We start from the raw sequence: 26,746 nt of genomic DNA on the forward strand, positions 1-26,746 counted from the left end.
CGGAGACCGAGCGATGCCCATCACCGACTGGCCGGCCGACGAACGGCCGCGCGAGAAGCTGCTGCTGAACGGCGCCGCCAGCCTCTCGGACGCCGAGCTGCTGGCCGTCTTCCTGCGCGTGGGCGTGGCCGGCAAGACCGCCGTGGACCTCGCGCGCGAGTTGCTGCGGGGCTTCGGCTCCCTGTCGCGCCTGTTCGGCGCCGACGCGCAGGCGCTGGCGCGCGTGCGCGGCATGGGCCGCGCCAAGTATGCACAACTGCAGGCGGCACTGGAATTGACGCGGCGCGCCCTGGCGGAGGACCTGCGCCTGGCCACCGACCTCTCCTCCCCGCAAGCCGTGCGCGACTACCTGCGCCTGTCGATCGCCCACCTGCCCTACGAGGTCTTCATGTGCCTGTTCCTCGACGCGCGCAACCGGCTGCTGGCCAGCGAGGAGCTGTTCCGCGGCACGCTGACCCACACCAGCGTCTACCCGCGCGAGGTGGCCCGGCATGCCCTGATGCATAATGCGGCCGCGGTGATCGTCGCCCACAACCATCCGTCCGGCACTGCCACGCCGAGCCGCTCCGACCTGGATATGACGCGCAGCCTGGCGCGGGCGCTGGCACTGGTCGACGTCCAGGTGCTCGACCACTTCATCGTCACCAGCAGCACAGCCTACTCGCTGGCCGAGCACCAGCAGATGTAAAGTAAGGCGGGGCGGAGACAGGACGAGAGCACGGCAGGCGCCAGTCAATGCCGAGAGAGCGCCTATCGCAGGACAATGCGCCGCGTTCGTCCCACCACCTGCCATGGCCGAAGTCAAGAAGATCTTGATCTTCCACTCGAAATCGGTTTACAATACTCGTTTTGCTGAAGTCCAAACCGCTGCAGTCCGGGCCCGTGCGCCTTCTGTTGATCTGTTGCGACATTGTCCACGAATAGAGATTTAGGAGTGCTTCATGGCACGCGTCTGTCAAGTGACCGGGAAAGCGCCGATGGTCGGCAACAACGTTTCCCACGCGAACAACAAGACCAAGCGCCGCTTTCTGCCCAATCTGCAGAATCGCCGCTTCTTCGTTGAATCGGAAAACCGCTGGGTGAGCCTGCGCGTCTCGAACGCCGGCCTGCGCCTGATCGACAAGAAAGGCATCGACTCCGTGCTCGCCGACCTGCGCGCACGCGGCGAAGTCTAATAGGAGTACACCATGGCCAGCAAAGGCGGACGCGACAAGATCAAACTGGAATCCACCGCGGGTACCGGTCATTTCTACACCACGACGAAGAACAAGCGCACCATGCCGGAAAAGATGGAGATCATGAAGTTCGATCCCGTCGCCCGCAAGCACGTTGCGTACAAGGAAACCAAGATCAAGTAATCGATCCTGGCCTTCCCCGGCATGCCGCCAGGCATGCCCGGCAAGAAGCCCCGCCTATGCGGGGCTTTTTTGCGTCCGCGGCCGGCATGCGGGTGTACACTTTCAGGCTTTCCCCTCCCCTGCGCACACGCATCAGCTTGCGCCCTTCCCGTATCATGAACTTCGATGTCGCCATCGTCGGCAGCGGACTCGCCGGACTCACGGTCGCGCTGCAACTGGCCGAGACCCATCGGGTCGTCATTCTCTGCAAACGCGCCATGACCCAGGGCGCCAGCGACTGGGCCCAGGGCGGCATCGCCGCCGTGCTCGATTCGGGCGACAGCCACGACGAGCATGTCCAGGACACGCTGGTCGCCGGCGCCGGGCTGTGCGATGAGGAGGCGACCCGCTACATCGTCGAGCACGGGCGCGAAACCATCCAGTGGCTGATCGATCGCGGCGTGCCGTTCACGCGCGACGAGCAGGCGGAGCTGGGCTTTCACCTGACGCGCGAAGGCGGCCACAGCCGGCGACGCATCATCCACGCAGCCGACGCGACCGGGCACGCGGTGGTGAGCACGCTGAGCGAGCAGGCGCGCCGGCATCCCAACATCACCATCCTCGAGGACCATTTCGCCATCGACCTGATCACGGCCGGCAAGCTGGGCCTGCCGGGCAAGCGCTGCTATGGCCTCTATGTACTGGACGATGCCAGCGGCCACGTGCGCACCGTCACGGCGACCCACACCGTGCTGGCCACCGGCGGTGCCGGCAAGGTCTACCTCTACACCACCAATCCGGACACCGCCACCGGCGACGGCATCGCCATGGCGTGGCGCGCGGGCTGCCGGGTGGCGAACATGGAATTCATCCAGTTCCACCCGACCTGCCTGTACCACCCCTATGCCAAGTCCTTCCTGATCTCCGAGGCCGTGCGCGGCGAAGGCGGCCTGCTGCGCCTGCCCGATGGCACCCGCTTCATGCCGGCCCACGATGCGCGCGCCGAGCTGGCACCGCGCGACGTGGTCGCACGCGCCATCGACTTCGAGATGAAGAAGCACGGCCTGGACTACGTCCACCTGGACATCAGCCACCAGCCGGAAGCCTTCCTGCGCGAACACTTCCCCACCATCCACGCACGCTGCCTGGAACTGGGCATCGACATCGCGCGCGAGCCGATCCCGGTGGTGCCGGCGGCGCACTATACCTGCGGCGGCGTGGTCACCGATACCGCCGGGCGCACCGACCTCGCCAACCTCTACGCCGTCGGCGAATCGGCCTGCACCGGGCTGCACGGCGCCAACCGCCTCGCCTCGAATTCCCTGCTGGAGTGCATGGTGATCGGCCGCGCGGCCGCCGCGCATATCGCTGTTCAGGACAAGAGCACGCGCCCGGACGTCGCCCTGCCCGCCTGGGATGAAAGCCGCGTCTCCGACGCGGACGAGGAGGTGGTGGTGTCGCACAACTGGGACGAACTGCGACGCATGATGTGGAACTACGTCGGGATCGTGCGCACCAGCAAGCGGCTCGAACGCGCACAGCACCGCATCGGCCTGCTGCGTGAGGAAATCGGCGAGTACTATGCCAATTTCCGCGTCACGCGCGACCTGCTGGAATTGCGCAACCTGGTCGAGGTCAGCTCGCTGATCGTGGACAGCGCGTACTCGCGTCACGAAAGCCGCGGCTTGCATTTCAGCCGCGACTATCCCGACACCTTGCCCAAGGCGCTGCCGACCGTGATGCAGCCGCCTTCGCGGCAGCGCTAGGAAAACCCCGCACGGCGGCGGGCAACGGGCGCCGCACGGCGCCCGTTACCTACTCGATGATGCGCAGGGAGTAGTCGGTGGCGCGCACGTCCTTGGTCAGCGCGCCGACCGAGATGCGGTCGACACCGGTCTGTGCGAACGCGCGGATGGTCTCGTGATTGACGCCCCCGGAGACTTCCAGCAAGGCGCGGCCGGCATTGATGCGCACGGCGTCGCGCATCATCGGCTCGGTGAAGTTGTCGATCAGGATGGAGCGCGCACCGGCGGCCAGCGCCTCCTCCAGCTCAGCGAGCGTCTCTACTTCGACCTGCACCGACACGCCGCTGCCGAGCTGCTCGGCGGCGCGCAGGGCGGCAGTGATGCCGCCTGCCGCGGCAATGTGGTTTTCCTTGATCAGGATGCCGTCGTACAGCGCCAGGCGCTGGTTCTCGCCACCGCCGACCTTGACCGCGTACTTCTGCGCCAGGCGCAGCCCGGGCAAGGTCTTGCGGGTATCCAGCACGCGCGCATGCGTGCCCGCGACCAGGTCGGCGTAGCGCCGCGTGGCGCTCGCCACGCCGGACAGCAACTGCAGGAAATTCAGCGATGGCCGCTCGGCCGTCAACAGGGAACGCGCCGGCCCGGTAATCTCGCACACCACGGAATCCGCCTCCATCAGCGCGCCCTCCTCCTGCAGCCAGCGCACCTCCAGGGCGGGATCGACCGCGCGCATGCAGGCATCGAACCAGGGCCGGCCGCACAGCACGGCGCGCTCGCGCACGATGACGCGCGCTCGTGCCGGCTTGCCGGCCGGCACCAGCATGCCGGTCAGGTCGCCGCTGCCGACATCCTCGGCGATCGCGGCGCGCACATTGTCCTGCAAGGCCTCGGCCAGCGCTGCTCCGTAGCCGTCGAAAATCGGATTGATGCTGGCGGTGCTCATGCCGGACCCACTCCCTGGAACAGCGCCTGCTCCTTGGCCAGGTCGGCCGACGGGCGCACATTGGTCTTCTGCGCAGCAGCGAAACCGAGCATGCGGTCGATGCAGGTGTAGGCCTGGCGCCCGAGCTGCGCGTCGACATGGATCTCGTTGCGGCCGGTCTCCAGCACCTCGGCCAGGTTGCTCAGCGCGTTCATGGCCATCCACGGGCAGTGCGCGCAGCTCTTGCAGGTGGCGCTGTTGCCTGCAGTCGGTGCCTCGATGAAGTGCTTGCCGGGGGCAGCCATGCGCATCTTGTGGAGGATGCCGTTGTCGGTGGCGACGATGAATTCGGTGGCGTCCAGCGACTGCGCGGCCGCGATCAGCTGCGAGGTCGAACCGACCACGTCGGCCTGGGCCACCACGTTCGCCGGCGACTCGGGGTGCACCAGGATCCTGGCCTTGGGAAACTCGCGGCGCAGCAGATCCAGCTCGATGCCCTTGAACTCGTCGTGGACGAGGCAGGAGCCCTGCCACAGCAGCATGTCGGCGCCGGTCTGCTGCTGGATATAGCTGCCCAGGTGCTTGTCCGGCGCCCACAGGATCTTCTCGCCGCGGGCGTGCAGGTGCTCGACGATCTTGAGGCCGATGCTCGACGTCACCATCCAGTCGGCGCGCGCCTTCACCGCGGCACTGGTGTTGGCATAGACCACCACGGTGCGGTCCGGATGGGCATCGCAGAAGGCGCTGAACTCGTCGGCCGGACAACCGAGATCGAGCGAGCAGGTCGCATCCAGGTCCGGCATCAGGATGGTCTTTTCCGGGCTGAGGATCTTTGCGGTCTCGCCCATGAAGCGCACGCCGGCCACCACCAGGGTCTTGGCCGGGTGATCGCGGCCGAAGCGCGCCATCTCCAGCGAGTCGGACACGCAGCCGCCGGTTTCTTCGGCCAGGTCCTGCAGGTCGGCGTCCACATAATAGTGGGCCACCAGCACGGCATCGCGCGCCTTGAGCAAGGCGCGGATCCGCGCCTTGAGTTCGCTGCGCTCGGCGGCGTTCAGCGCCGGCGGCACCTTGGCCCAGGCATGGGCCACGCAACTGCCGCCGGCGGCGCCGTTGGCATCCGCCACGTTCGGCTTCTCGAACTCGACGGTCTTGATCGTCTGTGGGGTCATTTCGTACTACTCCCTCGGCTACTCCCGGTGCTTCCGGCTCTCCTCCCGAAGCGTCTCCTGCGCCCGCCGCCTGCGGCGTGCCCATGCGACCTGTCGGCAGGATGTGAGGGCAGTCTAGCGAAAAGAAAAGCCCCGCCAGGTGGCGGGGCTTTTCTTGAGCCTTTCGGGCGCGGGCCTGATTGTATCAGGCGTAGCGGCGCAGACGCAGGGAAAAGTCCTGCAGGGCCTGGATGCCGCTGGCCTCGGCGCGGTGGCACCAGGCCTGCAGCTGCTGCAGCAGCTGTTCACGCGTCAGGTTGGAGCGACCCCAGATCGCGGCCAGCTCGCGGCGCATTTCCACGAAGGTGTGCAGCGACTTGTTCTGCTGGACGATGTCGGCCAGCTGCTCGCGCTGCGTGGCAGCCAGCTTGCCCTCCTCGCGGTGGAACCACTTGCGAGCCGGCTTGAAGTCGCGGTAGGCAGGCAGGCTGCCGGCCTTCAGCTTCTGCAGCTCGTCCTTGTAGGCCGCCTTGACGGCCTTGGCGTAGCGGGCCATCACGTCGTAGCGGTTGGCGATGATCGCCTCCAGCGTGTTGTGGTCGACCGGACGGGCCTCGACCAGGCGTGCCTTGGGCGGCGTCTTCTTCACCTTGGCCAGACCCACTGCCTGCATGGCGCGGATATAGCCCCAGCCGATGTCGAACTCGTACCATTTGATCGAGAACTTGGCCGAAGTCGGGTAGGTGTGGTGGTTGTTGTGCAGCTCCTCACCGCCGATGATGATGCCCCAGGGCGACACGTTGGTCGACGCGTCCTCGCAATCATAGTTGCGGTATCCCCAGAAGTGGCCCAGGCCGTTGATGATGCCGGCCGCGTGGATCGGGATCCACAGCATCTGCACGGCCCAGACGGTCAGGCCGATGACGCCGAACAGCGCCACGTCGATGATCAGCATCAGGCCCACGCCCTGCCAGCCGAAGCGCGAGTAGACATTGCGCTCGATCCAGTCATCAGGGGTGCCATGGCCGAACTTGGTGATGGTCTCCTTGTTCTTCGCCTCGGCGCGATACAGTTCGGCACCTTCCAGCAGCACCTTGCGGATGCCGCGGGTCTGCGGGCTGTGCGGATCGTCCTCGGTCTCGCACTTGGCGTGGTGCTTGCGGTGGATCGCAGTCCACTCCTTGGTCACCATACCGGTGGTCAGCCAGAGCCAGAAACGGAAGAAATGCTGAGCGACCGGGTGCAGGTCCAGCGAGCGGTGGGCCATGCAGCGGTGCAGGAAGATGGTGACGCCGCAGATGGTGATGTGGGTCACCACCAGCGTGTAGATCACGATCTCCCACCAGGACCAGTTGGCAAGGCCGTTGGCGGCCCAGTCAAGAATAGAGTCGAACAAACCGTTCTCCATCGATTAAACAGGGTACAGCCATGCGACGCGGTGACGCAGCGCATGCGCGAAGCAGAAAAAGGACTGCAAATACGGTGATTGCGCTATATATCCGGCAGCGTCAGCCACGGGTCCGGCCTGACACGGCGGAGTCCCCTGCTGCGCCGCCCGGCGCCGCTCCCGGCAAGGAACCGGGGCTGGCGAGACGGGGCGCGAGCCGCTGCAATCCGGCGGCTGTCTCATGTGGGGGTCGGGATGCCTGGGCAAACCACGACGACCGGCTATTTTACCGGATCGCGCGGTGCCGGACATCCGCTTTTTCCCGAGTTTGACGAAGCGCAACGGATTTCGTTCTATAAGCGCCTCTTATATCACATCAATCCATTGCCATCTGCCCGATGCGGCACCTGCGCTGGCACGGCCGGGTCGGTCGCCAGGCCCGGCGCCTGCGCGCCGAGCACGCGCAGCTCGCGCTGCGGATAAGGAATGGAGATCCCGTGTTCGCGCAGCGTGCGCCAGATGGCGCGGTTCATCGCCGACTGCACACCGAGCTTGCCGTTCTGCGGGTCGGCGATGTAGCCGGCCACCTCGTACTCGATGCCGCTGTCGGCAAACTGCACCAGGAAGGCGCTCGGCGCGGGGGTTTCGAGCAGGCGCGGAATGCCCCGCACGCAGTCGGCCAGCAGTGCCAGCACGGTCTCGGGATCGCTGTCGTAGTCGGCCTGCACGCGCGTGGCCACGCGCACATTGGTATTGGAGAAGGAGTGGTTCTGCACCGCCTGCGCCACCAGCTGCTCGTTCGGCACCAGGGTCTCGCCATCGCCGTTGCGGACCACCGTGTAGCGGGTGCGGATCTGCGACACGATGCCGGTGTACTTGTCGACCGTGATCTGGTCGCCCAGCTTGACCGAATGGTCCAGCAGGATGATGAAGCCCGAGATGTAGTTGCTGGCGATCTTCTGCAGGCCCAGGCCCAGGCCCACGCCCAGCGCGCCGCCGAACACCGACAGCACGGTCAGGTCGATACCGACCAGCGACAGGCTCAGCAGCAGGGAAACCAGCAGCAGCAGGGCCTTGGAAATGCGGCTGAGCACCATCTTCAGGTTGCTGTCCAATCCGCGCGAGCGCATCAGCCGTTCTTCCAGCCAGGAGCCGAACCACATCGCGATCAGCACCGTCAGCAGGATCCAGACCACCGCCATCAGGGTGTCGGCGAGGTTGACCTGCTGCTTGCCGCCCACCGAGAAACGCACCGTCTCCATCCAGCCGACCACATCCCACAGCACGCCCAGCACGTAGAGCAGCATGGACGCCCACACCAGCGTAGTCAGCACCTTCTCGACCAGCATCAGCAGCCCGTGCAGCTGTCCCTCCCCGGACAGCACCCGGCGCAGGATATAGAAGGCGATATAGAGGAAGGTGATGCCGAACAGCGGCACCAGCGCGAGCCGCAGCACGCTGACCGACATCAACTGGGCCAGGCTGAAGCGCGCTGCCAGAACCAGCAGCCAGCCGCACAAGGGGAAGATGGCGCGTTCGAGGCTGGCGGCGGCGAAGCGCAGCGCAAAGCTGGACTCCTGGTAGTGCCGCTCCAGGCGGCGCACCACAAGGCGCGCCAGCATCCAGGCGACGCCCAGGCAGGCGGCGAGTACCGCCAGTTGCCAGATGAAGCCCGGGCCGCCCGCATCGCGGATCAGGTCGTCCAGCATCTTGCCGAACATCGAATGCGTGGCCTTCAGGTCGGTCACCTTCAGGTCGGTCAGGGTATTGCTGTTCATGGAGGAGTCCTTGCGGACGTAAGCCGGGACAGGGATCAGGATCAGCGCGCGCCGCCGTCCACCGATGCTCCGTAGGGCAGCGCCTCGTCGGCGTGCCGCTGCCAGTTGCGCGCGTACAGGCGCGCGAGTTCGGCATGGCCGCGCAACACAAGCACGTTCTCGGCGTTCTTGCGCTGGGCGCCCTGCGTGAAATTGAAACTGCCCGTGACCAGCACGGGCTCATCGCCGTCGGCGTCGATCACCACGACCTTGTTGTGCGCGTTGGCGAAACGCACCTCCAGCCGCACCGGGATGCCGGCGCGCGCCAGCTCCGGCACGCGGCTGCCGCCCTGGCGCATCATCTGCTCACGGTCGGCCAGCACACGGACATCGACGCCGCGCCCGTGCGCCGCCACCAGGGCACGCACGATGGCGCGGTTGGACAGCAGGTAGGCCTGCACCAGCACCTGCCGGCGGGCCTCGCCGATGGCAGCGGCGATCAGGCCTTCGACATCGTCGCCCGGCGTGAAAGCCGCCTGCACGGTGCCTCGCGCCGGCAACTCCGGCGGCGCGGCCACGGCCGGCAGGGCGGCGGCCGCCAGCAGCAGCCAGCCCGCGCCCAGCAGTGCCGGCAGGCCCGCCGCACGGATGCGCTTTCTCTGACGCAATGGACTAGCGCAGGCGCTCGAGCACCGCGGCAAAGAAGCCGTCGGTCTGGTGCAGCTGCGGGTACAGGGCGAACATCTCCCCGTCGGCCGCGGACGGGGCCAGCGCGATCTTCTGCTCGGCCAGCACCTCGGCGGCCGGCACCAGGCGGAAGTCCGGATGGGCGGCCAGGAAGTCGCGCACGATGGCCTCGTTTTCCGCCTCGAGCACGCTGCAGGTGGCGTAGACGACACGGCCGCCGGCCTTCACCAGGCGTGCGGCGGAGTCCAGGATGGCGCTCTGCTTGGCGCTCAGTTCCAGGACCGACTGCGGCGTCTGGCGCCACTTCAGGTCGGGATTGCGACGCAGGGTACCCAGGCCGCTGCAGGGCGCATCGACCAGCACGCGGTCGATCTTGCCGGCCAGGCGCTTGATCTTGGCATCGTGCTCCGAGTCGATCAGCACCGGGTGCACGTTGGACAGGCCGCTGCGCGCCAGGCGCGGCTTCAGGTTGGCCAGGCGCTTCTCCGACACGTCGAAGGCGTAGAGCCGGCCGGTGGAACGCATCGCGGCGCCCAGGGCCAGCGTCTTGCCGCCGGCGCCGGCGCAGAAGTCCACCACCATCTCGCCGCGGCGCGGCGCCAGCAGCTGGCACAGCAACTGGCTGCCCTCATCCTGCACTTCGACCAGGCCGTTGACGAACAGCGGCAGCTTGTTCAGCGCCGGCTTGCCCGACAGGCGGATGCCGGCCGGGGCCATCGGCGTCGGCTCGGCGCGCAGACCGGCCGCGGCCAGTTCGGCCAGGGCGTCTTCACGCGAGCCCTTGAGCGTGTTGACGCGCAGGTCCAGCGGCGCCGGACGCAGCCAGGCATCGGCCAGGGCAGCCGCAAAGGCCTCGCCATGGTGCTTGACCAGTTCGTCGAACAGCCATTCCGGCAGGTTGGCGCGCACGCGCGGCGCCAGGCTGGCACGCTCGATGGTGGTGAGGCGGTCGAGCCATTCGGCCTCCTCGGGCGACAGCAGGGACGTCAGGGCGTCACGGCCCTGGGTCGCCGCCAGGCCGAGCAGGGCCAGCCGGCGTGCCGCGGCGCCCGAGCCGCTCTCGGCGAACTGGGCGAACTCGACGCGGCGGCGCAGGACGGCGAACACCGCCTCGGCGACGATGCCGCGCTCGCGGTGCCCCAGCTTGGGGTTCTCGCGGAAATAGTGGCTGACCACGGCATCGGCCGGACGCGCGAACAGCATGACCTTGCCCAGCAGGCGGTCGATGTGCTGGACGTGCGAGGGATGCAGGCCGTGGCCCGCGCGCATTTCGCCGGCGCCGGCGCCGGCTTCGCGCGGGCGGGCGGGCTGGCGCAGCGGCGAGGCCTTGCGCCCCTTGCCGCGCGCGGGTTGGCGCTCGTCGCGTCCGTCGCGGCTGCGGCGCGCGCCGCCGTTATGGTTGTTGTCCTGGCGGTTCATTGCAGCACCTCCGCGGCTTGCAGTCGGACCAGCAGTTGCGACTCGGGCGGCTCCACCTCCACCCTCCCGTCCTCGACGCGCAGGCGGTCCTGCACGAACCAGCGCACGGCGCGCGGATAGATCCGATGCTCGCAGTCGAGCAGGCGCGCGGCCAGCGACTCGGGCGTGTCGCCCGGCAGTACATCGACGGCCGCCTGCACGACGATGGGACCGTGATCGAGGCGGGGCGTGACGAAATGCACTGAAGCACCGTGCAGCTTGACGCCGGCCTCCAGCGCCTGGCGGTGGGTATGCAGGCCCGGGAAGCTGGGCAGCAGCGAGGGATGGATATTCAGCATGCGGCCGGCGTAGTGCTCCACGAAAGAGGGGGTCAGGATGCGCATGAAGCCGGCCAGCACCACCAGGTCGGGGGCATGGGCGTCGATGACGGCGGCCAGGGCCGTATCGAAGGCTTCACGATCGGAATATTGGCGGTGGTCGACCACCGCGGTGGCGATGCCCTGGGAAGCAGCGAAGGCCAGGCCCGCCGCGTCCGGCCGGCTGGCGATCACGGCCGCCACGCGGGCCGGCCAGCCCTCGCTGGCACAGGCACGGACGATGGCTTCCATATTGGAACCTCGCCCGGAAATCAGAATGACGATGTTTTTCATCGCGCAATTCTACCAAGGCGGCGCCCCATTCCCGCCGCAAATCGCGCGCAAAACCCGCCCGATTACGGCTCAGTAGGCACTTAAAACACCGGAAACCCGCGCCGCAGGCCGGCTTTAGCACAGTGGACACAGTCCGGCTACCCCCGATTGATGGATTGTGACGCCTCGCCCCCTCTGCTAGGATGGCCCTACGTCCACGCGTCAGTTTTGTCTTAGAAATGGGACATTATTGGTAACAAAAAAGGACGAGACGGGAAATTAGACGGGAATAAGCATGTCGAACGCAGCACCGACGTTGTTGGTGGTCGATGATCATCCTATGGCCCTCTCCGGGACTACCGCCTTCCTGGCGGAAGTCATGCCCGATGTCGCCGTCCACGCGGCCGGCAGCGCGCGGGAGGCTCTCAACAGCCTGCATGAAGGCCTGCGGCCGGATATCGTCCTGCTGGACATCTGGCTGAACGACGGCACCGGCTTCGATGCCATGCAGTCGTTCAAGACGGTCATTCCAGGCGCGCGCTTCATTTTCATGTCGGCCGAGGCCACGCCCGAGATCGTCGGGCGCGCCCGCGCCCTGTCGGCGTGCGGCTTCGTCGGCAAGCACCTGGACGCCAATGCCTTCACGGCCGCGGTGCGCAAGGTGCTCGCCGGTGACACCGCCTTTCCGACCGATGAAGCCCTGAACGGTCGCGCCCAGTCCTTCGGGCCGGCGCACGGCATCCCGGTTACCCCGGCCGAGCTCGGCCTGACGCCGCGCCAGGGCGCGGTGCTGGCACTGGTGCTGGAGGGGTTGCCGAACAAGGTGATCGCGCGGCGCCTGGGCCTGACCGAGAACACGGTCAAGGAGCACGTCTCCGCCATCCTGCAGCGCCTCGGCGTGCGTACCCGCATGCAGGTCATGTCGCGCATGGAGCGCTTCCGCCTGCGCCAGTGAGCGCCTGCGCCCCTCCCGGAGGGAGGCGGCGCGCTCCGGACCGTCCCGGACCGTCCCGGACCGATCAGGCCGGACGCAGCCAGCGCCTGAGCAACAGGCGCAGCGAAGCCGGGTCGACCGGCTTGGACAGCACGAAATAGCCCGCCTCTTCGGCCGCCGCCAGCGCGTCGGACTTCAGGTCGCCGGTCAGCAGGGCGCTGCGCGCCTGCGGTTGGGAATTCTGCCAGCGCTCGAGCAGGTCGAGGCCGTTCTCGCTGCCCGGCAGGCGCAGGTCGCAGAAGATGATGTCGGGCCGCAGCCCCTGGGCCAGCAGGCGATCGGCATCGGCACCGTGTGCCGCGCAGGCGACACGGATCCCCCAGGCTTCCATCAGCGCGATCCACGCCGTGCGGATCTGGCTGTCGTCGTCGACCACCAGCACGGTGCCGTGCAGGGTCTCGATCCGGGCATCCTCGGCACGGGCGGCGTCGCGCCCGGCACGGATGGTCGCCACGGTGTCGGCCGGCACCGGCGCCAGCGCGAACCAGAACACCGATCCGCGCCCCGGCACCGAGCGCACGCCATAGGTACCGCGCATCAGGCGCACGCATTCCTTGAAGATGGCCAGCCCCAGCCCCAGGCCCTGGGACGGGTCGCGCTGCGGATTGTGGACCTGATAGTAGGGCGAGAAGATGTCGGGCAGGTGCTCGGGCGTGATGCCGGCACCGGTGTCCCACACCTCCACCCGCACGTGCTTGCGCCGCTGCCGCGCGGTCACCAGCACGCCGCCGCGCTTGGTATAGCGCAGCGCGTTCTGCACCAGGTTGAACAGCGCGCGGCGCAGCAGCACCGGCTCCGCCATCGCATACAGTTCGTCGGGGACGCGCGAGGTCAGGGACAGGCCACTCTCGCGCGCGTCGGCGGCGAACTGGTTGATCACGTCGCGGATCAGGCTGCCGACCTCGCAGGGTTCGAGCGTCGGCAGCACCTTGCGGCCCTCCAGCTTCGACAGGTCGAGCAGGGAGCGGAACAGCAGATCGATGGTCTGGGTGCCCGCTGCCACCTGCTCCACCAGCGGATGCAGCGACGACGACTGGTTGCGTGCGCGCAGCGCCTCGACCAGCATCACCAGCGCATGCACGGGCTGGCGCAGGTCATGGCTGGCGGCGGCCAGGAAACGCGACTTCTCCTCGCTGGCATGCAGCGCCCGCTCCTTTTCTTCCTGGAAGCGCTTGGCCAGGCGCCGGCTGTCGCTCTCGAGCTGGATCGCACGAACCAGCGCATGGTGCAGATTGAGTGCGTGGCGCGCCAGCATCAGCATATAGACCAGCAGCAGCATCTGCACGTAGACGCCGTGGCCGGGAAAGGCCAGTTCCGCCAGCAGCACGTTCGGCACCAGGATCGGCACGCCCGCATAGATCAGGTTGCTGGGCACCGGCGACTGGGCCGTCACGCTGCCGGCCAGCACGCCCAGGGTCAGCAGGTAGAGCACGCTCGAGAAGACGGTCGAGCTGGTATAGAAGTGCAGCAGGGCTGAGCTGCCCCAGGCCAGCCCGGTCAGGAAGGCCAGCACCCGCATATGCGTCCACCACTTGCGCGTGTGCGCCGAGCGGCTCATGGACGTGGCGTCGCGCCGGTAGCCAAGGTAGAACCAGGCTGCTCCCAGCGACAGGACCAGCATCACCCCGCACCAGGCCAGCAGCGCGCCCTGCACGGCGGCGCGCCAGAAGGCGAAAGTCGTCAGCAGCGGCAGCAGCACGGAGGCCACGATGCCGGTCGGCGTGACGCGATGGACGGTGGCAAGCAGCTTCGCGCGGGTCTCGACGTCGAGCGGAGGGCCTGGCGGCGGCAGGAATCGGTTGAGCAGCGCGTTCAAGAGGAGGCGTGAGCAACAATGCGATCGGCCATATCATGCCCACTTTTGTCGCGGGGCGCCACGCCGGAAGGGCTTGTCCGGCACAAAAATCCCGATTCCGGGGCGCCAGGTCTGGGCACGCGGCGTTGCCGGACTTCCATTCGACTTATAATGCTCGCTTTACCCGAACGCTTGTCGCCGTCCTCGTGAAAGTCTTCCGCGGCCTGCCCAACGCCGAGAGCCGCGCGCCCTGCGCGCTGACCATCGGCAATTTCGACGGTGTGCATCGCGGCCACCAGTCGCTGCTGGCGCGCGCGCGCGCGGCGGCCGACGCGCGCGGCCTGCCGCTGTGCGTGATGACATTCGAGCCGCATCCGCGCGAGTTCTTCATGCCGGAGCGCGCACCGACCCGCATCGCCCTGCTGCGCGACAAGCTGGAGAGCCTGCGCCGCAATGGCGTCGACCGCGTCGTGGTGGAGCACTTCAACGCCCACTTCGCCGGCCAGTCGCCACAGCAGTTCGTCGAGAACGTGCTGTGGCACGGCCTGCATGCGCGCTGGGTACTGGTGGGCGACGACTTCCGCTTCGGCGCCAAGCGGGCCGGTGACTTCGCCTACCTGCAGCAGGCCGGCAAGCACTTCGGCTTCGACGTCGAGCAGATGGGCTCGGTGTCCGAGGGCGGCGTGCGCATCTCCAGCTCTGCGGTACGCGAAGCGCTGGCGGCGGGCGACCTGGAACATGCCCGGCGCCTGCTCGGCCATGGCTATGCGATCAGCGGCCACGTCATCCACGGGCGCAAGCTCGGGCGTGACCTGGGCTTTCCCACGCTGAACCTGCGCATCTCGCACAAGCGCCCCGCGGTCAATGGCATCTTCGTGGTCCAGGTGCACGGCCTGGCCGACCATCCGCTGCCGGGCGTGGCCAGCATCGGCGTGCGCCCCACCATCGAGGACGCCGGCCGCGTGCTGCTGGAAGTCCACTTGTTCGATTTCAGCGGCGACCTGTACGGCAAGCTGGTGCGGGTGGAGTTCATGAAGAAGCTGCGCGACGAAGCCCGCTTCGACAATCTCGACCAGCTCACCGCAGCCATTGCCAAGGACAGCGCCGAGGCCCGCGGCTTCTTCGGCCTGACGGTGCCGGGCACGCCCGAACCGGGCGCCGGTCGCGACTTCGCCACCTCCGCGACCGACCGAATTAGCTAGCGGCCGCATCCCGCCAGGCGGCGGGACGCGGAGTCGCCCGCACACGCACCCACAGCCAACTCCGCGCCGGCCCGGGCCACCAGCCCGCCGCGCGCCAGACGAATTGCCCCGAGAATCGACATGTCCGACGACAAACGCGCCAAGCCCGAGAAAAGCAAGTACCCGGTCAACCTGCTCGACACCCCGTTCCCGATGCGCGGCGACCTGCCCAAGCGCGAACCGCAGTGGGTCAAGCAATGGCAGGAAACGCAGCGCTACCGGAAGATCCGCGAAGCACGCAAGGGCGCCAAGAAGTTCATCCTGCACGACGGCCCGCCGTATGCCAACGGCGACATCCACATCGGACACGCCGTCAACAAGATCCTGAAAGACATGATCGTCAAGGCGCGCGGCCTGTCCGGGCTCGACGCCGTCTACGTGCCTGGCTGGGACTGCCACGGCATGCCGATCGAGATCCAGATCGAGAAGCAGTTCGGCAAGGGGCTTCCGGTGCAGGAGGTGCAGGCCAAGGCGCGCGCCTACGCCACCGAGCAGATTGCCCGCCAGAAAGTCGACTTCCAGCGCCTGGGCGTGCTGGGCGACTGGGACAACCCCTATCTGACCATGAACTTCCGCAACGAGGCCGACGAACTGCGCGCCCTCGGCAAGATCATGGAGAAGGGCTTCGTCTTCCGCGGCCTGAAGCCGGTCAACTGGTGCTTCGACTGCGGCTCGGCGCTGGCCGAGGCCGAAGTCGAGTACAAGGACAAGACCGATCTGTCGATCGACGTCGGCTTCCCCTTCGCCGAGACCGACAAGCTGGCGCACGCCTTCAAGGTGCCGGCCGAGCAGCTCGCCGCCCGCCCCGGCTGGATCGTGATCTGGACCACCACCCCGTGGACCATCCCCTCCAACCAGGCACTGAACGTCCACCCCGAAGTGGAGTACGCACTGGTCGACACCCCGCGCGGCTGGCTGATCCTGGCCACCGAGCGCGTCGAGGAACAACTCAAGATCTACGAACTCGAAGGCAAGGTGGTCGCCACCGCGCGCGGCGCGGCGCTGTCGGAGATCCACTTCCACCATCCGCTGGCCAAGACGGACGCCGGCTACGATCGCCTGTCGCCGATCTACCTGGGCGACTACGTCACCACCGACACCGGCTCGGGCATCGTGCACTCGGCACCGGCCTACGGCGTGGAAGACTTCCAGTCGTGCAAGGCGCACGGCATGCGCGACGCGGACATCATCAGCCCGGTCATGGGCGACGGCGTCTACGCGAGCTGGCTGCCGCTGTTCGGCGGCATGAAGATCTGGGACGCCAACCCGCAGATCGTCGTGGCGCTGAAGGCCTCGGGCAACCTGTTCAACTCGCATAACTACCCGCACAGCTATATGCACTGCTGGCGGCACAAGACCCCGATCATCTACCGCGCTACCTCGCAGTGGTTCGCCGGGATGGACGTGGAGCCCACGGCAGAGAACGGCGAGAGCGGCCCGACCCTGCGCGAGACGGCGCTGGCCGGCATCGAAGCAACCGCCTTCTACCCGTCCTGGGGCAAGCAGCGCCTGCACAATATGATCGCCAACCGGCCCGACTGGACGCTGTCGCGCCAGCGCCAGTGGGGCGTGCCGATGGCTTTCTTCGTCCACAAGGAAACCGGTGCGCTGCATCCGCGCACGCCGGAGCTGCTGGAGGAAGTGGCCAAGCGCGTCGAACAGCACGGCATCGAGGCCTGGCAGGCGCTGGACCCGAAGGAACTGCTGGGCGACGAGGCCGAGCACTATGAGAAGAACCGCGACACGCTGGACGTCTGGTTCGACTCGGGCACCACACACTGGACCGTGATCCGCGGCTCGCACCGGGACGAACTGTACGACCCGTCGGCCGACACGCCGGACGGGCGCCTGGCCGACCTCTACCTGGAAGGCTCGGACCAGCACCGCGGCTGGTTCCACTCCTCGCTGCTGACCGCGTCGATGCTGTACGGCAAGCCGCCCTACAAGGCGCTGCTGACGCACGGCTTCACCGTCGACGGCGAAGGCCGCAAGATGTCCAAGTCGATCGGCAATACCGTGTCGCCGCAGGACATCGCCAACAAGATGGGGGCCGAGATCATCCGCCTGTGGGTGGCCTCGACCGACTACTCGGGCGAACTGTCGATCTCCGACGAGATCCTCAAGCGCGTGGTCGAAGGCTACCGCCGCATCCGCAACACGCTGCGCTTCCTGCTGGCCAACCTGACCGACTACGACCATGCCAAGCACGCGCTGCCGCCGTCGGAATGGCTGGAGATCGACCGCTACGCCGTGGCGCTGACCGCCCAGCTGCAGAAGGAAGTGCTGTCGCACTACGACGTGTACGAGTTCCACCCGGTGGTCGCCAAGCTGCAGACCTTCTGCTCGGAAGACCTGGGCGGCTTCTACCTCGACGTGCTGAAGGACCGCCTCTACACCACCGCGCCGGACTCGCGCGCGCGCCGCGCCGCGCAGAACGCGCTGTACCACATCACCCAGTCGATGCTGCACTGGATGGCACCGTTCCTGTCGTTCACCGCCGAGGAGGCGTGGCAGGTGTTCCGCCACGGCACCGGCCACGACGAGACCATCTTCACCAGCACCTACTATGCGACGCCGGCGCTCGACCACGCCGATGGCCTGCTGGAGAAGTGGCACGAAATCCGCACCGTGCGCGCGGAGGTGACCAGGCAGCTCGAGTCGGTGCGCGTGGAGGGCGGTATCGGCTCCTCGCTGCAGGCGGAAGTGTCGATCAGCGCCGGCGGCCCGACCCTGGCCGCGCTGCAAAGCCTGGACGACGACCTGCGCTTCGTGCTGCTGACCTCCGCCGCCACCGTCACGCCGGCGCCGGAAGGCGGTGACCTGCTGGTGACCGTGACGCCGTCGACACACGCCAAGTGCGAGCGCTGCTGGCACTACCGCGAGGATGTCGGCGCCGATACGGCCCACCCCACACTGTGCGGCCGTTGCGTCAGCAACCTGTTCGGCGCCGGCGAACAACGGAGCCACGCCTGATGGCCGCCGCGGGCACGCGCGCGGCGCGTTCGAGCAAGCGCCCGAGCAAGGCGGCAGGCACCACACCCTGGCTGTGGATGGCCTTCGCCCTGCTGGTGGTGATGGCCGACCAGTTCCTCAAGCTGGTCATCGTGCGCAGCTTCGCCTACGGCGAATCGCGCCCGGTGACCGGCTTCTTCAACCTGGTACTGGTCTACAACAAGGGCGCGGCCTTCAGCTTCCTGGCCGACGCCGGCGGCTGGCAGCGCTGGTTCTTCACCGGCCTGGGCGTCGTGGTCGGCCTGTTCATCATCTGGCTGCTGTACCGCCACACCGGCCAGCGGCTGTTCTGCCTGGCCGTGTCGCTGATTCTCGGCGGCGCCGTGGGCAACGTGGTGGACCGCGTGCTCTACGGCCATGTGGTCGACTTCCTCGACTTCTACGCAGGCCGCTACCACTGGCCCGCCTTCAACCTCGCCGACTGCGCCATCACCGTCGGCGCGGCGCTGCTGATCGTCGACGAGCTGCGTCGCGTGCGGCGCCAGTAAGCGCATTGCGGCCCCGGCAACGATGCCCGGGGCCGCGCTCTCCCGACTCCCCTTCCGCGCCGGCGCGTCAGCCCCGGCAGCCCCGGCAGTACCGGCGGCAAGCCGGTATGATGCGGGGTGCCCGGCGCCGCACGCCTGCGGCCATCTTCCCTTTTCCGAGAGCCCACCATGGATTTGCACGGCAAGCACATCGTTCTAGGCCTGACCGGCGGCATCGCCTGCTACAAGTCGGCCGAACTGGTCCGCCTGCTCACCAAGGCCGGGGCCACCGTGCAAGTGGCCATGACCGAGGCGGCAACGCATTTCATCACCCCGGTCACGATGCAGGCGCTGTCGGGACGCCCGGTCTTCCGGTCGCAGTGGGATGACCGCGTCGGCAACAACATGGCCCATATCGACCTCTCGCGGGAAGCCGATGCCATCGTCATCGCGCCCGCCTCCACCGATTTCATGGCGCGCCTGGCCAACGGCCTGTGCGACGACCTGCTCAGCACGCTGTGCATCGCGCGCGACTGCCCGCTGCTGGTGGCGCCGGCCATGAACCGGCAGATGTGGGCCGCGCCGGCCACCCAGCGCAACGTCGCGCAATTGCGCGCGGACGGCGTCACGGTGCTCGGCCCGGGCAGCGGCGACCAGGCCTGCGGCGAGGTCGGCGATGGCCGCATGCTGGAACCCGAGGAACTGCTCGAGGACATCGTCGCTTTCTTCCAACCCAAGGTGCTGGCCGGGCGGCGCGTGCTGATCACCGCCGGCCCCACCTTCGAGGCTATCGACCCGGTTCGCGGCATCACCAACCGCTCGTCCGGCAAGATGGGCTTCGCCATTGCGCGCGCGGCGCGCGAGGCGGGTGCCGAGGTGCACTTGGTGGCCGGCCCGACCGCGCTGCCGACGCCGCGCGGGGTGGCGCGCTCGGATGTGCAGAGCGCGCGCCAGATGCACGATGCCGTGCTGGCCGGGCTGCACGGCAGCGACGTTTTCATCGCGGTGGCGGCCGTGGCCGACTGGCGGCCCGCGCAGGTCGCCGCGCAGAAGCTGAAGAAAGCCAACGACACCGACACGCCGACACTGGAATTCGTGCAGAACCCGGACATTCTCGCCGCCGTCGCCGCGCGGCCCGACGCGCCCTACTGCGTGGGCTTCGCCGCCGAGAGCGAGAACCTGGAAACCTACGGCGAGCAGAAGCGCCAGCGCAAGCGCGTGCCCCTGCTGGTCGGCAATATCGGCCATCACACCTTCGGCCTGGACGACAACGAGATCGTGCTGTTCGACGCACAAGGCATGACGCGCCTGCCGCGCGCGGACAAGCTGACGCTGGCACGCCTGCTGGTGGCCGCCATCGCCCAGCGCCTGCCCGCCGGCACCGGAGCGGCATCGTGAGCGCCGCGCCCGTCGGCGACGCCCCGCGGCGCCCCGCCATGCGGCTCTCCGTGCTCGACCAGAGCCCGGTCATCGCCGGGCACAGCGCGCGCGATGCGCTGGCTGCCACCATCGAACTGGCCCAGGCCGCCGACGCGCTCGGCTACACCCGCTACTGGTGCGCCGAGCACCACGGGCTGCATGGCGTCTGCAATCCGGCGCCGGAGGTGATGCTGGCCCGGCTGGGCAGCGTGACCCGGCGCATCCGGCTCGGCTCCGGCGGCGTGATGCTGCCCTACTACAGCCCGTTCAAGGTGGCCGAGCAGTTCCGCATGCTGGAAGCCTTGTTCCCCGGACGCATCGACCTCGGCGTAGGCCGCGCACCCGGCGGCGACATGCGCACGGCCCAGGCCGTGGCCATGGGCGACTACGACCGCGGCGCGCAGTTTGCCGAACAGGTGCGCGACCTGTGCTGGCTGCTCGCCGGAGAAGTCCCGCCGGACCACCTGGCCGAGGGCGTGCTGCTGCAGCCGCAGATCGACACCCGCCCGGAGATCTGGGTGCTGGGCTCGAGCGACTACGGCGGTGCGCTGGCGGCGCAACTCGGCGTGCGCTTTGCCTTCGCCCACTTCATCAACGCGCACGGCGGCCATGCGGTCGCCCGCCATTACCGCGACCATTTCACGCCGGGTTACGAGACGCAGCCCTACAGCGCTACCGCGGTCTTCGTCATCTGCGCGGACACCGGGGCCGAGGCAGCCGCACTGGAACGCGCCGTCGACCTGCGCCGGCTGCAGATGGCCTACGGTGTCAACGCTCCCATCCCCTCGCTGGCCCAGGCGGCCGGCCATGAGCCCACCGAGCGCGACCGCCTGATCATCGCGCGCGAGCGGCCGCGCACGATCTGCGGCACGCCGGAACAGGTCAGCGAGCGGATGCTGGCGCTGCGCGAGCAGTTCGCGGCCGATGAGCTTGTCGTGCTGAGCGTGGCTGCCAGCTATGCGGCGCGGCTGCGCACCTACGAGTTGCTGGCACAGGCCTTTGCACTGCAGGACGGCGCCTGAGCGCCCCGGCGGCCGCCTACTCTTCCCTCGCTCGGCTATCATCACGGCTCGCCGGCGGCGGGCCGTGCGCCCGCCCCCGCGGCCCCGGGCGACTCGCGCTTCGTGCCGGCCATGTTCCAATCCGCTGCCATTGCGCGGCCTGCCCGTCTTCTGCCCTACACCTTCCGCCCTACCGATTCTCTGCCATGACCGCTGAACTGAACCCGCCCGTCGAAATCAAGGTATTGGACGCTCGTCTGCACGAATGGGGCCTGCCGGCCTACCAGAGCGAGATGGCTGCCGCCATCGACCTGCACGCCTGCCTGGATGCACCGCTCGCGATCGAAGCCGGCACGCCTGCCGTGCTGGTACCGGCTGGCTTCGCCGTGCACATGGGCAATCCCTACATGGCTGCCACCATCGTGCCGCGCTCGGGTCTGGGCCATAAGAAGGGCCTGGTGCTGGGCAATTCGATCGGCGTGATCGATGCCGACTACCAGGGCCAGATCATGGTCAGCGTGTGGAACCGCAATGCCCCCGGCACCGAGCCGATCGTGATCCAGCCGGGCGAGCGCATCGCCCAGATGATGTTCGTGCCGGTACTGCGCCCGGTCTTCTCCACGGTGGAAACCTTCTCGGCCGATACCGAGCGCGGCAGCGGCGGATTCGGCTCCACCGGCGTGCACCACAAGGGAGCATAAGCCCGGGCGCCTGAGCCGGCGCCGGGGGCGCCGGCTCAGGTGGCCTGTTCGAACAGCAGCGCCACCCCGCCGGCCTGGCTGGCCGGCACCAGGCTCTCGTGCGACCCGAGTTCGGCAGCCTGCACGCCGGCCTCGCGCCACAGGGCACGCGCGGCAGCCAGGTCGGCGGTACGCAGGCGGATCGCCGCGTAGCCCGGCACGCAGCGCTGGACATGCACCGTACCGGTCGCGGAGGCCAGTGCCTGCGGCGTGCTGATCACCAGCGTCGCGCCGCAGATGGCCAGGCTGCACACATGCTCGCTGAGCTCCGTCAGCTCCGCGCCGGTCAGTTCGGCATAGGCCCGCCCGGTCGCCTCGACCAGCGCAGGCGCCACCACCAGGAACATGGCACCAATAGCGCGCGCCCCGTTGGCGTGTGCCATCCATTCGGGCCGCCACAGCAGTTCGGGGGTACGGTGCTCGCAGGCGAAATAGCGCGCGCCGGGCGCGTCGTCGATGGCCATCACGCGGAAGGTGGCCGGCTGCTCGCTGCCATCCTCCAGCCGCACCGGGCGCGAGAACTCGATCGGATCGGAGGTGTGCCATCCTTCGGCCCGCAGCGCCGCAGCCGTGCCGAAAGCATCGCGGCTCTTGCACGACATGGCGGCACAGCCCCCGCCCGCAGCCTGGGCATCCCAATAGTAGCGCCGGCTGGGGGTGGGTTCGGTCACGTGCAGCAGCTCCAGATAGTCCTGCTCCAGCATGGCGCAGTGATTCTGCGAGCCGAGCGTATGGAAGCCGCGCGGCGTCAGCGTGAAACCGAGCCTGCGCCAGGACTGCGCCGCGGCGTCGAGATCGGGACAGACCACCACGGCGTGGTCGAAGGGTTCCGCACTGCGAGTTGCCATGTCGATACCGTCTCCTCGCCCAGTGAGCTCAATCGAAGCGGATGTTGGCCTTGCGGGCGACGGCCAGCCATTTGTCGTGCTCGCGGCGCACCAGGCGCTCGAGTTCTGCCGGACTGCCCGCCACGATCTCGAAGCCCTGCTGGCCCAAGGCCTCCTGCGCCCGCGGCTGGCGCAGCGCGCCGGCCAGTGCCGCCTGCAGACGGGCCACGGCAGGCGCGGCCATGCCAGCCGGGCCGAACACGCCGATCCAGGAGTAGGCCTCGAAGCCACGAAAGCCCTGCTCGGCCACTGTAGTCACCTGCGCCAGCTCACGCAGGCGGGTGCTGCCGGTGACGCCCAGCACTTTGATGGTCTTGGCGGCAATATGGGCTTGCACGGCCGCATAGCTGCTGAAGAACAGGTCGACTTCGTTCGCCAGCACCGCCTGAACCGCGGGTCCCCCTCCCTTGTAGGGCACATGCAGGAAGCGCACCCCCGCCTCTGTCGCCAGTGCCTCGGCCGCCAGCTGGTTCAGGCTGCCGACGCCGGACGAGGCATAACGCACCGCACCCGGTTCCGCGCGGGCCAGCGCCACCAGCTCCCGCACATTGGCGGCCGGCAGCGACGGATGGGCGGCAATCACCAGGGGGAAGCGCACCAGTTGCGAGATGGGGGTGAAATCGCGGAAGGTGTCGTAGGGCAGGCGCTTGTAGGCAAAGGGATTGATGGCGTGCGTATCGAAAGCCATCAGCAGGGTGTTTCCGTCCGGCCGGGCCCGGGCCACCAGGCTAGAGGCGATCAGCCCGCCCGCGCCAGGCTTGTTGTCGATCACCACGACCTGCCCGAGCGCATTCTTCAAACCCGGCTGCAGTTGCCGCGCGACAATGTCGACGCTCCCGCCGGGAGGAAACGGCAGCACCAGCGTGATCGGCCGGCCGTTGCCGGCCCCTGCCTCGCCAACGCCTGAGACGGGGCCCGCCAGGGTCGGCGGCAGGAACGGCAGCGTACCCAGCGGCAGCGATTTGAGCAGCAGGCGGCGCACCTGCCGGCGGTCGTGACTGGACATCGGTGACTCGTGCTAGGAGCGGACGGCGGAGCCGGCGCGAAAAAGCAGGGGCGGCATCACTGCCGCCCCATGTCTCGCCCGAGAATACCACGACTTGCGGGCCACCGGCGCTGAATGCGGCACTTTTGGTGCCCTGGCCGGCCGGAAGAAGCTCAGGCTTCGGCCTTCTGCTCGCTTTCCGGCGCCTCGGGGGGCTCGGCGTCCGCCTCGGCGAAGTCCAGCTTGATGTGTTCTTCGTCGTCGAGGTCCACCATCACCTTGCCGCCGCTCACCAGCTTGCCGAACAGTAATTCGTCGGCCAGCGCCTTGCGGATCATGTCCTGGATCAGGCGCTGCATCGGGCGCGCGCCCATCAGGGGGTCGAAGCCCTTCCTGGCCAGGAACTTGCGCAGCCTGTCGCTGAAGGCGGCGTCCACCTTCTTCTCGTGGAGCTGCTCCTCGAGCTGCATCAGGAACTTGTCCACGACGCGCAGGATGATCTCCTCGTCCAGCGCACGGAAGCTGATGGTGGCATCCAGGCGGTTGCGGAACTCCGGCGTGAACATGCGCTTGATATCTGCCATCTCGTCACCGCGCTCGCGCGTGTTGGTGAAACCGATGGTGGCGCGGTTCATGGTCTCGGCGCCCGCATTGGTGGTCATGATGATGATCACGTTGCGGAAGTCCGCGCGACGGCCGTTGTTGTCCGTCAGCGAGCCATGGTCCATCACCTGCAGCAGGATGTTGAAGATGTCCGGATGCGCCTTCTCGATCTCATCCAGCAGCAGCACGCAGTGCGGCTTCTTGGTGACAGCCTCGGTCAGCAGGCCACCCTGGTCGAAGCCGACGTAGCCCGGAGGCGCGCCGATCAGGCGGCTGACCGCGTGGCGCTCCATGTACTCCGACATGTCGAAGCGGATCAGCTCGATGCCCATGATGAAGGCAAGCTGCTTGGCCACCTCGGTCTTGCCCACGCCGGTCGGGCCGGAGAACAGGAAGGAGCCGATCGGCTTGTCGGTCTTGCCGAGTCCGGCGCGCGACATCTTGATCGCCGAAGCGAGCGCCTCGATGGCCGGATCCTGTCCGAACACCACCGACTTCAGGTCGCGGTCCAGGGTCTGCAGCTTGCTGCGATCGTCCTGGTTGACGCTCTGCGGCGGGATGCGGGCGATGCGCGAGACGATATCCTCGATCTCGCTCTTGCCGATGGTCTTCTTCTGCTTGGACTTGGGCAGGATGCGCTGGGCGGCGCCTGCTTCGTCGATCACATCGATCGCCTTGTCAGGCAGGTGGCGGTCGGTGATGAAGCGCGCCGACAGTTCGGCCGCCGCGGTCAGCGCCGCTGCCGCGTACTTGACACCGTGGTGCTCCTCGAAGCGTGACTTGAGGCCGCGCAGGATCTGCACGGTCTGGTCGATCGAAGGCTCGACCACATCGATCTTCTGGAAGCGCCGCGACAGCGCCGCGTCCTTCTCGAAGATGCCGCGGTATTCGGTGAAGGTGGTCGCGCCGATGCACTTGAGCTGGCCCGAGGACAGCGCCGGCTTCAGCAGGTTGCTGGCATCCAGCGTGCCGCCCGAAGCGGCGCCGGCACCGATCAGCGTATGGATCTCGTCGATGAAGAGGATCGCATTCGGATTGTCTTTCAGCGACTTCAGCACCCCCTTCAGGCGTTGCTCGAAATCGCCGCGGTACTTGGTCCCGGCGAGCAGCGCGCCCATGTCCAGCGAGTAGACGACCGCGCGCTCGAGGATGTCGGGCACCTCGTTCTTGGTGATGCGCCAGGCCAGGCCCTCGGCGATGGCGGTCTTGCCGACGCCGGCCTCGCCGACCAGCAGCGGATTGTTCTTGCGTCGGCGGCACAGCACCTGGACGACGCGCTCGACCTCGGCCTCGCGACCGATCAGCGGGTCGATCTTGCCGGCCTTGGCCAGCGCGTTCAGGTTCTGCGTGTACTGCTCCAGCGGGCTTTCCTTGCCGTCGCCGCCCTCGCCCTCGGCATTGCCCTCGCCCTGCTTGGCGGGCTCGGCCTGGTCCTTGCGGATGCCGTGGCTGATGAAATTGACGACGTCCAGCCGGGTCACGCCCTGCTGCTGCAGGTAGTAGACGGCATGGGAGTCCTTCTCGCCGAAGATGGCTACCAGCACGTTGGCGCCGGTGACCTCCTTCTTGCCGTTCGAGGTCGACTGCACATGCATGATGGCGCGCTGGATCACGCGCTGGAAGCCCAGCGTCGGCTGGGTGTCGACCTCGTCGGTGCCTGGCACTACCGGCGTGTTGTCGGCGATGAAGTTCTTCAGACTGGTGCGCAGATCCTCGATATTGGCCGCGCAGGCGCGCAAGACTTCGGCTGCGGTGGGGTTGTCAAGCAACGCCAGCAGCAGATGCTCCACGGTGATGAACTCGTGGCGTGCCTGCCTGGCCTCGACAAACGCCATATGCAGGCTGACTTCCAATTCTTGCGCAATCATGCTTCCTCCATCACACACTGCAGGGGGTGGCCCGCCTGCCGCGCGTGGGTTGACACCAGCTCGACCTTCGTCGCCGCGATATCCCTGGTATAGATACCGCAGACGCCTTTCCCTTCCCGATGCACCGTGAGCATGATCTGCGTCGCCGTTTCTCGGTCCCTGCTGAAATATTGTTGCAGGATCATGACGACAAACTCCATCGGAGTGTAGTCGTCGTTCAGAAGCACCACCTTGTACATGGCGGGCGGTTTGAGCGCCTGCTCTTTCCGCTCCAGTACAGTGTCCGCTCCGCGTTGTGGGACATTCGCCAGCCTCGTAGCCATGGCTTTATTCTAACCCTTACTCACAACTCTGCAATTTGGGGAGAAGCACCGGGATTCAAGGGCCGCCCGGACAAAAGGCAGCCGGCCACACACCGCCTGCCGCGACCGGCACGCCCCGGGGCCGCCGCGCAGGCGCGACGCCGTTCCATTCCTGCCACACCCGCTCAGGAGTGGGGATTCTGCCAGCTTGACAGTGCGAAACTTTGACCGAAGAATCAAAAGTGCATCCTTGTCTGGTTCAACGAGCCAAACGATCCATCCGGACGAGGAGCTTGGTGGGCAGGGAGGCCCATCGACCCCGATCCCTCGGGAACGACCGTCACGCTTCACGCAAGGTCCGAGCCGTCGCCACCGGCCGCGCCCGTCCCGGGCCGCTG

The 26,746-nt window shown here is 67.7% G+C and carries 23 protein-coding genes; 11 read left to right on the forward strand and 12 right to left on the reverse strand.

Annotated features, from left to right (window positions below):
• Positions 1 to 13: 13 nt before the first annotated feature.
• From radC to nadB, 4 genes are all read left to right on the forward strand, one after another.
• Positions 14 to 688 carry a RadC family protein gene (radC, locus tag BKK80_RS17580; RefSeq protein WP_071015160.1) on the forward strand — a complete coding sequence of 225 codons (675 nt, stop codon included), beginning with the start codon at positions 14 to 16 and terminating at the stop codon, positions 686 to 688.
• A 253-nt stretch (positions 689 to 941) separates the two neighbouring features.
• A complete protein-coding gene (gene rpmB / locus BKK80_RS17585; RefSeq protein ID WP_006575661.1) occupies positions 942 to 1,175 on the forward strand; it encodes a 50S ribosomal protein L28 in 234 nt (77 codons plus the stop codon).
• A 12-nt stretch (positions 1,176 to 1,187) separates the two neighbouring features.
• Positions 1,188 to 1,358 carry a 50S ribosomal protein L33 gene (gene rpmG / locus BKK80_RS17590; protein ID WP_010814980.1) on the forward strand — a complete coding sequence of 57 codons (171 nt, stop codon included), beginning with the start codon at positions 1,188 to 1,190 and terminating at the stop codon, positions 1,356 to 1,358.
• 155 nt (positions 1,359 to 1,513) lie between these two features.
• Entirely contained in the window at positions 1,514 to 3,103 is a 1,590-nt protein-coding gene (gene nadB / locus BKK80_RS17595; RefSeq protein ID WP_071037933.1) for an L-aspartate oxidase, read from the forward strand.
• Between the two features lie 49 nt (positions 3,104 to 3,152).
• Here nadB and nadC read toward each other — a convergent pair whose 3' ends face one another.
• The 7 genes from nadC to purN all read right to left on the reverse strand — a co-directional run bounded on the left by nadC (position 3,153) and on the right by purN (position 11,055).
• Positions 3,153 to 4,025, reverse strand: a complete 873-nt coding sequence (gene nadC / locus BKK80_RS17600; protein WP_071015164.1) for a carboxylating nicotinate-nucleotide diphosphorylase — start codon at positions 4,023 to 4,025, stop codon at positions 3,153 to 3,155.
• Positions 4,022 to 5,176 (reverse strand): quinolinate synthase NadA, encoded by a 1,155-nt coding sequence (gene nadA / locus BKK80_RS17605; protein WP_071015167.1) that lies wholly within the window; start codon positions 5,174 to 5,176, stop codon positions 4,022 to 4,024. The genes nadC and nadA overlap by 4 nt, the downstream gene beginning before the upstream one ends.
• Positions 5,177 to 5,360: 184 nt before the next feature.
• The gene (locus tag BKK80_RS17610) at positions 5,361 to 6,551 is read right to left on the reverse strand and encodes a DesA family fatty acid desaturase (protein WP_071015170.1); all 1,191 of its coding nucleotides are present in this window, start codon (positions 6,549 to 6,551) and stop codon (positions 5,361 to 5,363) included.
• A gap of 362 nt (positions 6,552 to 6,913) precedes the next feature.
• Entirely contained in the window at positions 6,914 to 8,320 is a 1,407-nt protein-coding gene (locus tag BKK80_RS17615; protein ID WP_071070347.1) for a mechanosensitive ion channel family protein, read from the reverse strand.
• A gap of 41 nt (positions 8,321 to 8,361) precedes the next feature.
• Positions 8,362 to 8,949, reverse strand: coding sequence for a phospholipase D family nuclease (locus BKK80_RS17620; protein WP_071016563.1), 588 nt, complete (start codon positions 8,947 to 8,949; stop codon positions 8,362 to 8,364).
• A gap of 22 nt (positions 8,950 to 8,971) precedes the next feature.
• A complete protein-coding gene (locus BKK80_RS17625; protein ID WP_071070349.1) occupies positions 8,972 to 10,405 on the reverse strand; it encodes an RsmB/NOP family class I SAM-dependent RNA methyltransferase in 1,434 nt (477 codons plus the stop codon).
• Entirely contained in the window at positions 10,402 to 11,055 is a 654-nt protein-coding gene (gene purN, locus BKK80_RS17630; protein ID WP_071070351.1) for a phosphoribosylglycinamide formyltransferase, read from the reverse strand. Before purN ends, BKK80_RS17625 begins: the two co-directional genes overlap by 4 nt.
• A gap of 274 nt (positions 11,056 to 11,329) precedes the next feature.
• Here purN and BKK80_RS17635 point away from each other — a divergent pair, with 274 nt between their 5' ends.
• Positions 11,330 to 11,989: a response regulator gene (locus BKK80_RS17635; protein ID WP_071015178.1), complete on the forward strand. Its 660-nt coding sequence runs from the start codon at positions 11,330 to 11,332 to the stop codon at positions 11,987 to 11,989.
• Positions 11,990 to 12,053: 64 nt separating this feature from the next.
• Here BKK80_RS17635 and BKK80_RS17640 read toward each other — a convergent pair whose 3' ends face one another.
• Positions 12,054 to 13,844 (reverse strand): hybrid sensor histidine kinase/response regulator, encoded by a 1,791-nt coding sequence (locus tag BKK80_RS17640; RefSeq protein ID WP_071070353.1) that lies wholly within the window; start codon positions 13,842 to 13,844, stop codon positions 12,054 to 12,056.
• Between the two features lie 185 nt (positions 13,845 to 14,029).
• Here BKK80_RS17640 and BKK80_RS17645 point away from each other — a divergent pair, with 185 nt between their 5' ends.
• From BKK80_RS17645 to dut, 6 genes are all read left to right on the forward strand, one after another.
• Positions 14,030 to 15,025: a bifunctional riboflavin kinase/FAD synthetase gene (locus BKK80_RS17645; RefSeq protein WP_071015183.1), complete on the forward strand. Its 996-nt coding sequence runs from the start codon at positions 14,030 to 14,032 to the stop codon at positions 15,023 to 15,025.
• Positions 15,026 to 15,145: 120 nt separating this feature from the next.
• Positions 15,146 to 18,037, forward strand: coding sequence for an isoleucine--tRNA ligase (ileS, locus tag BKK80_RS17650; RefSeq protein ID WP_071015185.1), 2,892 nt, complete (start codon positions 15,146 to 15,148; stop codon positions 18,035 to 18,037).
• Complete coding sequence (gene lspA, locus BKK80_RS17655; RefSeq protein WP_071015188.1) at positions 18,037 to 18,564, forward strand: signal peptidase II; 528 nt, start codon at positions 18,037 to 18,039, stop codon at positions 18,562 to 18,564. Before ileS ends, lspA begins: the two co-directional genes overlap by 1 nt.
• A gap of 168 nt (positions 18,565 to 18,732) precedes the next feature.
• Positions 18,733 to 19,941 carry a bifunctional phosphopantothenoylcysteine decarboxylase/phosphopantothenate--cysteine ligase CoaBC gene (gene coaBC, locus BKK80_RS17660; protein ID WP_071037929.1) on the forward strand — a complete coding sequence of 403 codons (1,209 nt, stop codon included), beginning with the start codon at positions 18,733 to 18,735 and terminating at the stop codon, positions 19,939 to 19,941.
• A 38-nt stretch (positions 19,942 to 19,979) separates the two neighbouring features.
• On the forward strand, positions 19,980 to 20,984 hold the full coding sequence (locus tag BKK80_RS17665) for an LLM class flavin-dependent oxidoreductase (protein WP_071070906.1): 1,005 nt from the start codon (positions 19,980 to 19,982) through the stop codon (positions 20,982 to 20,984).
• Between the two features lie 185 nt (positions 20,985 to 21,169).
• Positions 21,170 to 21,664: a dUTP diphosphatase gene (dut, locus tag BKK80_RS17670; RefSeq protein WP_071037928.1), complete on the forward strand. Its 495-nt coding sequence runs from the start codon at positions 21,170 to 21,172 to the stop codon at positions 21,662 to 21,664.
• A 35-nt stretch (positions 21,665 to 21,699) separates the two neighbouring features.
• Here the strand turns inward: dut and BKK80_RS17675 are convergent, their stop codons facing one another.
• The 4 genes from BKK80_RS17675 to clpS all read right to left on the reverse strand — a co-directional run bounded on the left by BKK80_RS17675 (position 21,700) and on the right by clpS (position 26,369).
• A complete protein-coding gene (locus tag BKK80_RS17675) occupies positions 21,700 to 22,551 on the reverse strand; it encodes a VOC family protein (RefSeq protein WP_071070355.1) in 852 nt (283 codons plus the stop codon).
• A gap of 28 nt (positions 22,552 to 22,579) precedes the next feature.
• Positions 22,580 to 23,596 (reverse strand): tripartite tricarboxylate transporter substrate binding protein, encoded by a 1,017-nt coding sequence (locus tag BKK80_RS17680; RefSeq protein ID WP_071070358.1) that lies wholly within the window; start codon positions 23,594 to 23,596, stop codon positions 22,580 to 22,582.
• Positions 23,597 to 23,748: 152 nt separating this feature from the next.
• On the reverse strand, positions 23,749 to 26,046 hold the full coding sequence (gene clpA / locus BKK80_RS17685; protein WP_071015202.1) for an ATP-dependent Clp protease ATP-binding subunit ClpA: 2,298 nt from the start codon (positions 26,044 to 26,046) through the stop codon (positions 23,749 to 23,751).
• The gene (gene clpS / locus BKK80_RS17690) at positions 26,043 to 26,369 is read right to left on the reverse strand and encodes an ATP-dependent Clp protease adapter ClpS (RefSeq protein WP_071015205.1); all 327 of its coding nucleotides are present in this window, start codon (positions 26,367 to 26,369) and stop codon (positions 26,043 to 26,045) included. Before clpS ends, clpA begins: the two co-directional genes overlap by 4 nt.
• Between the last annotated feature and the right edge of the window lie 377 nt (positions 26,370 to 26,746).

It is taken from the genome of Cupriavidus malaysiensis, assembly GCF_001854325.1.
GTDB lineage: Bacteria > Pseudomonadota > Gammaproteobacteria > Burkholderiales > Burkholderiaceae > Cupriavidus > Cupriavidus malaysiensis.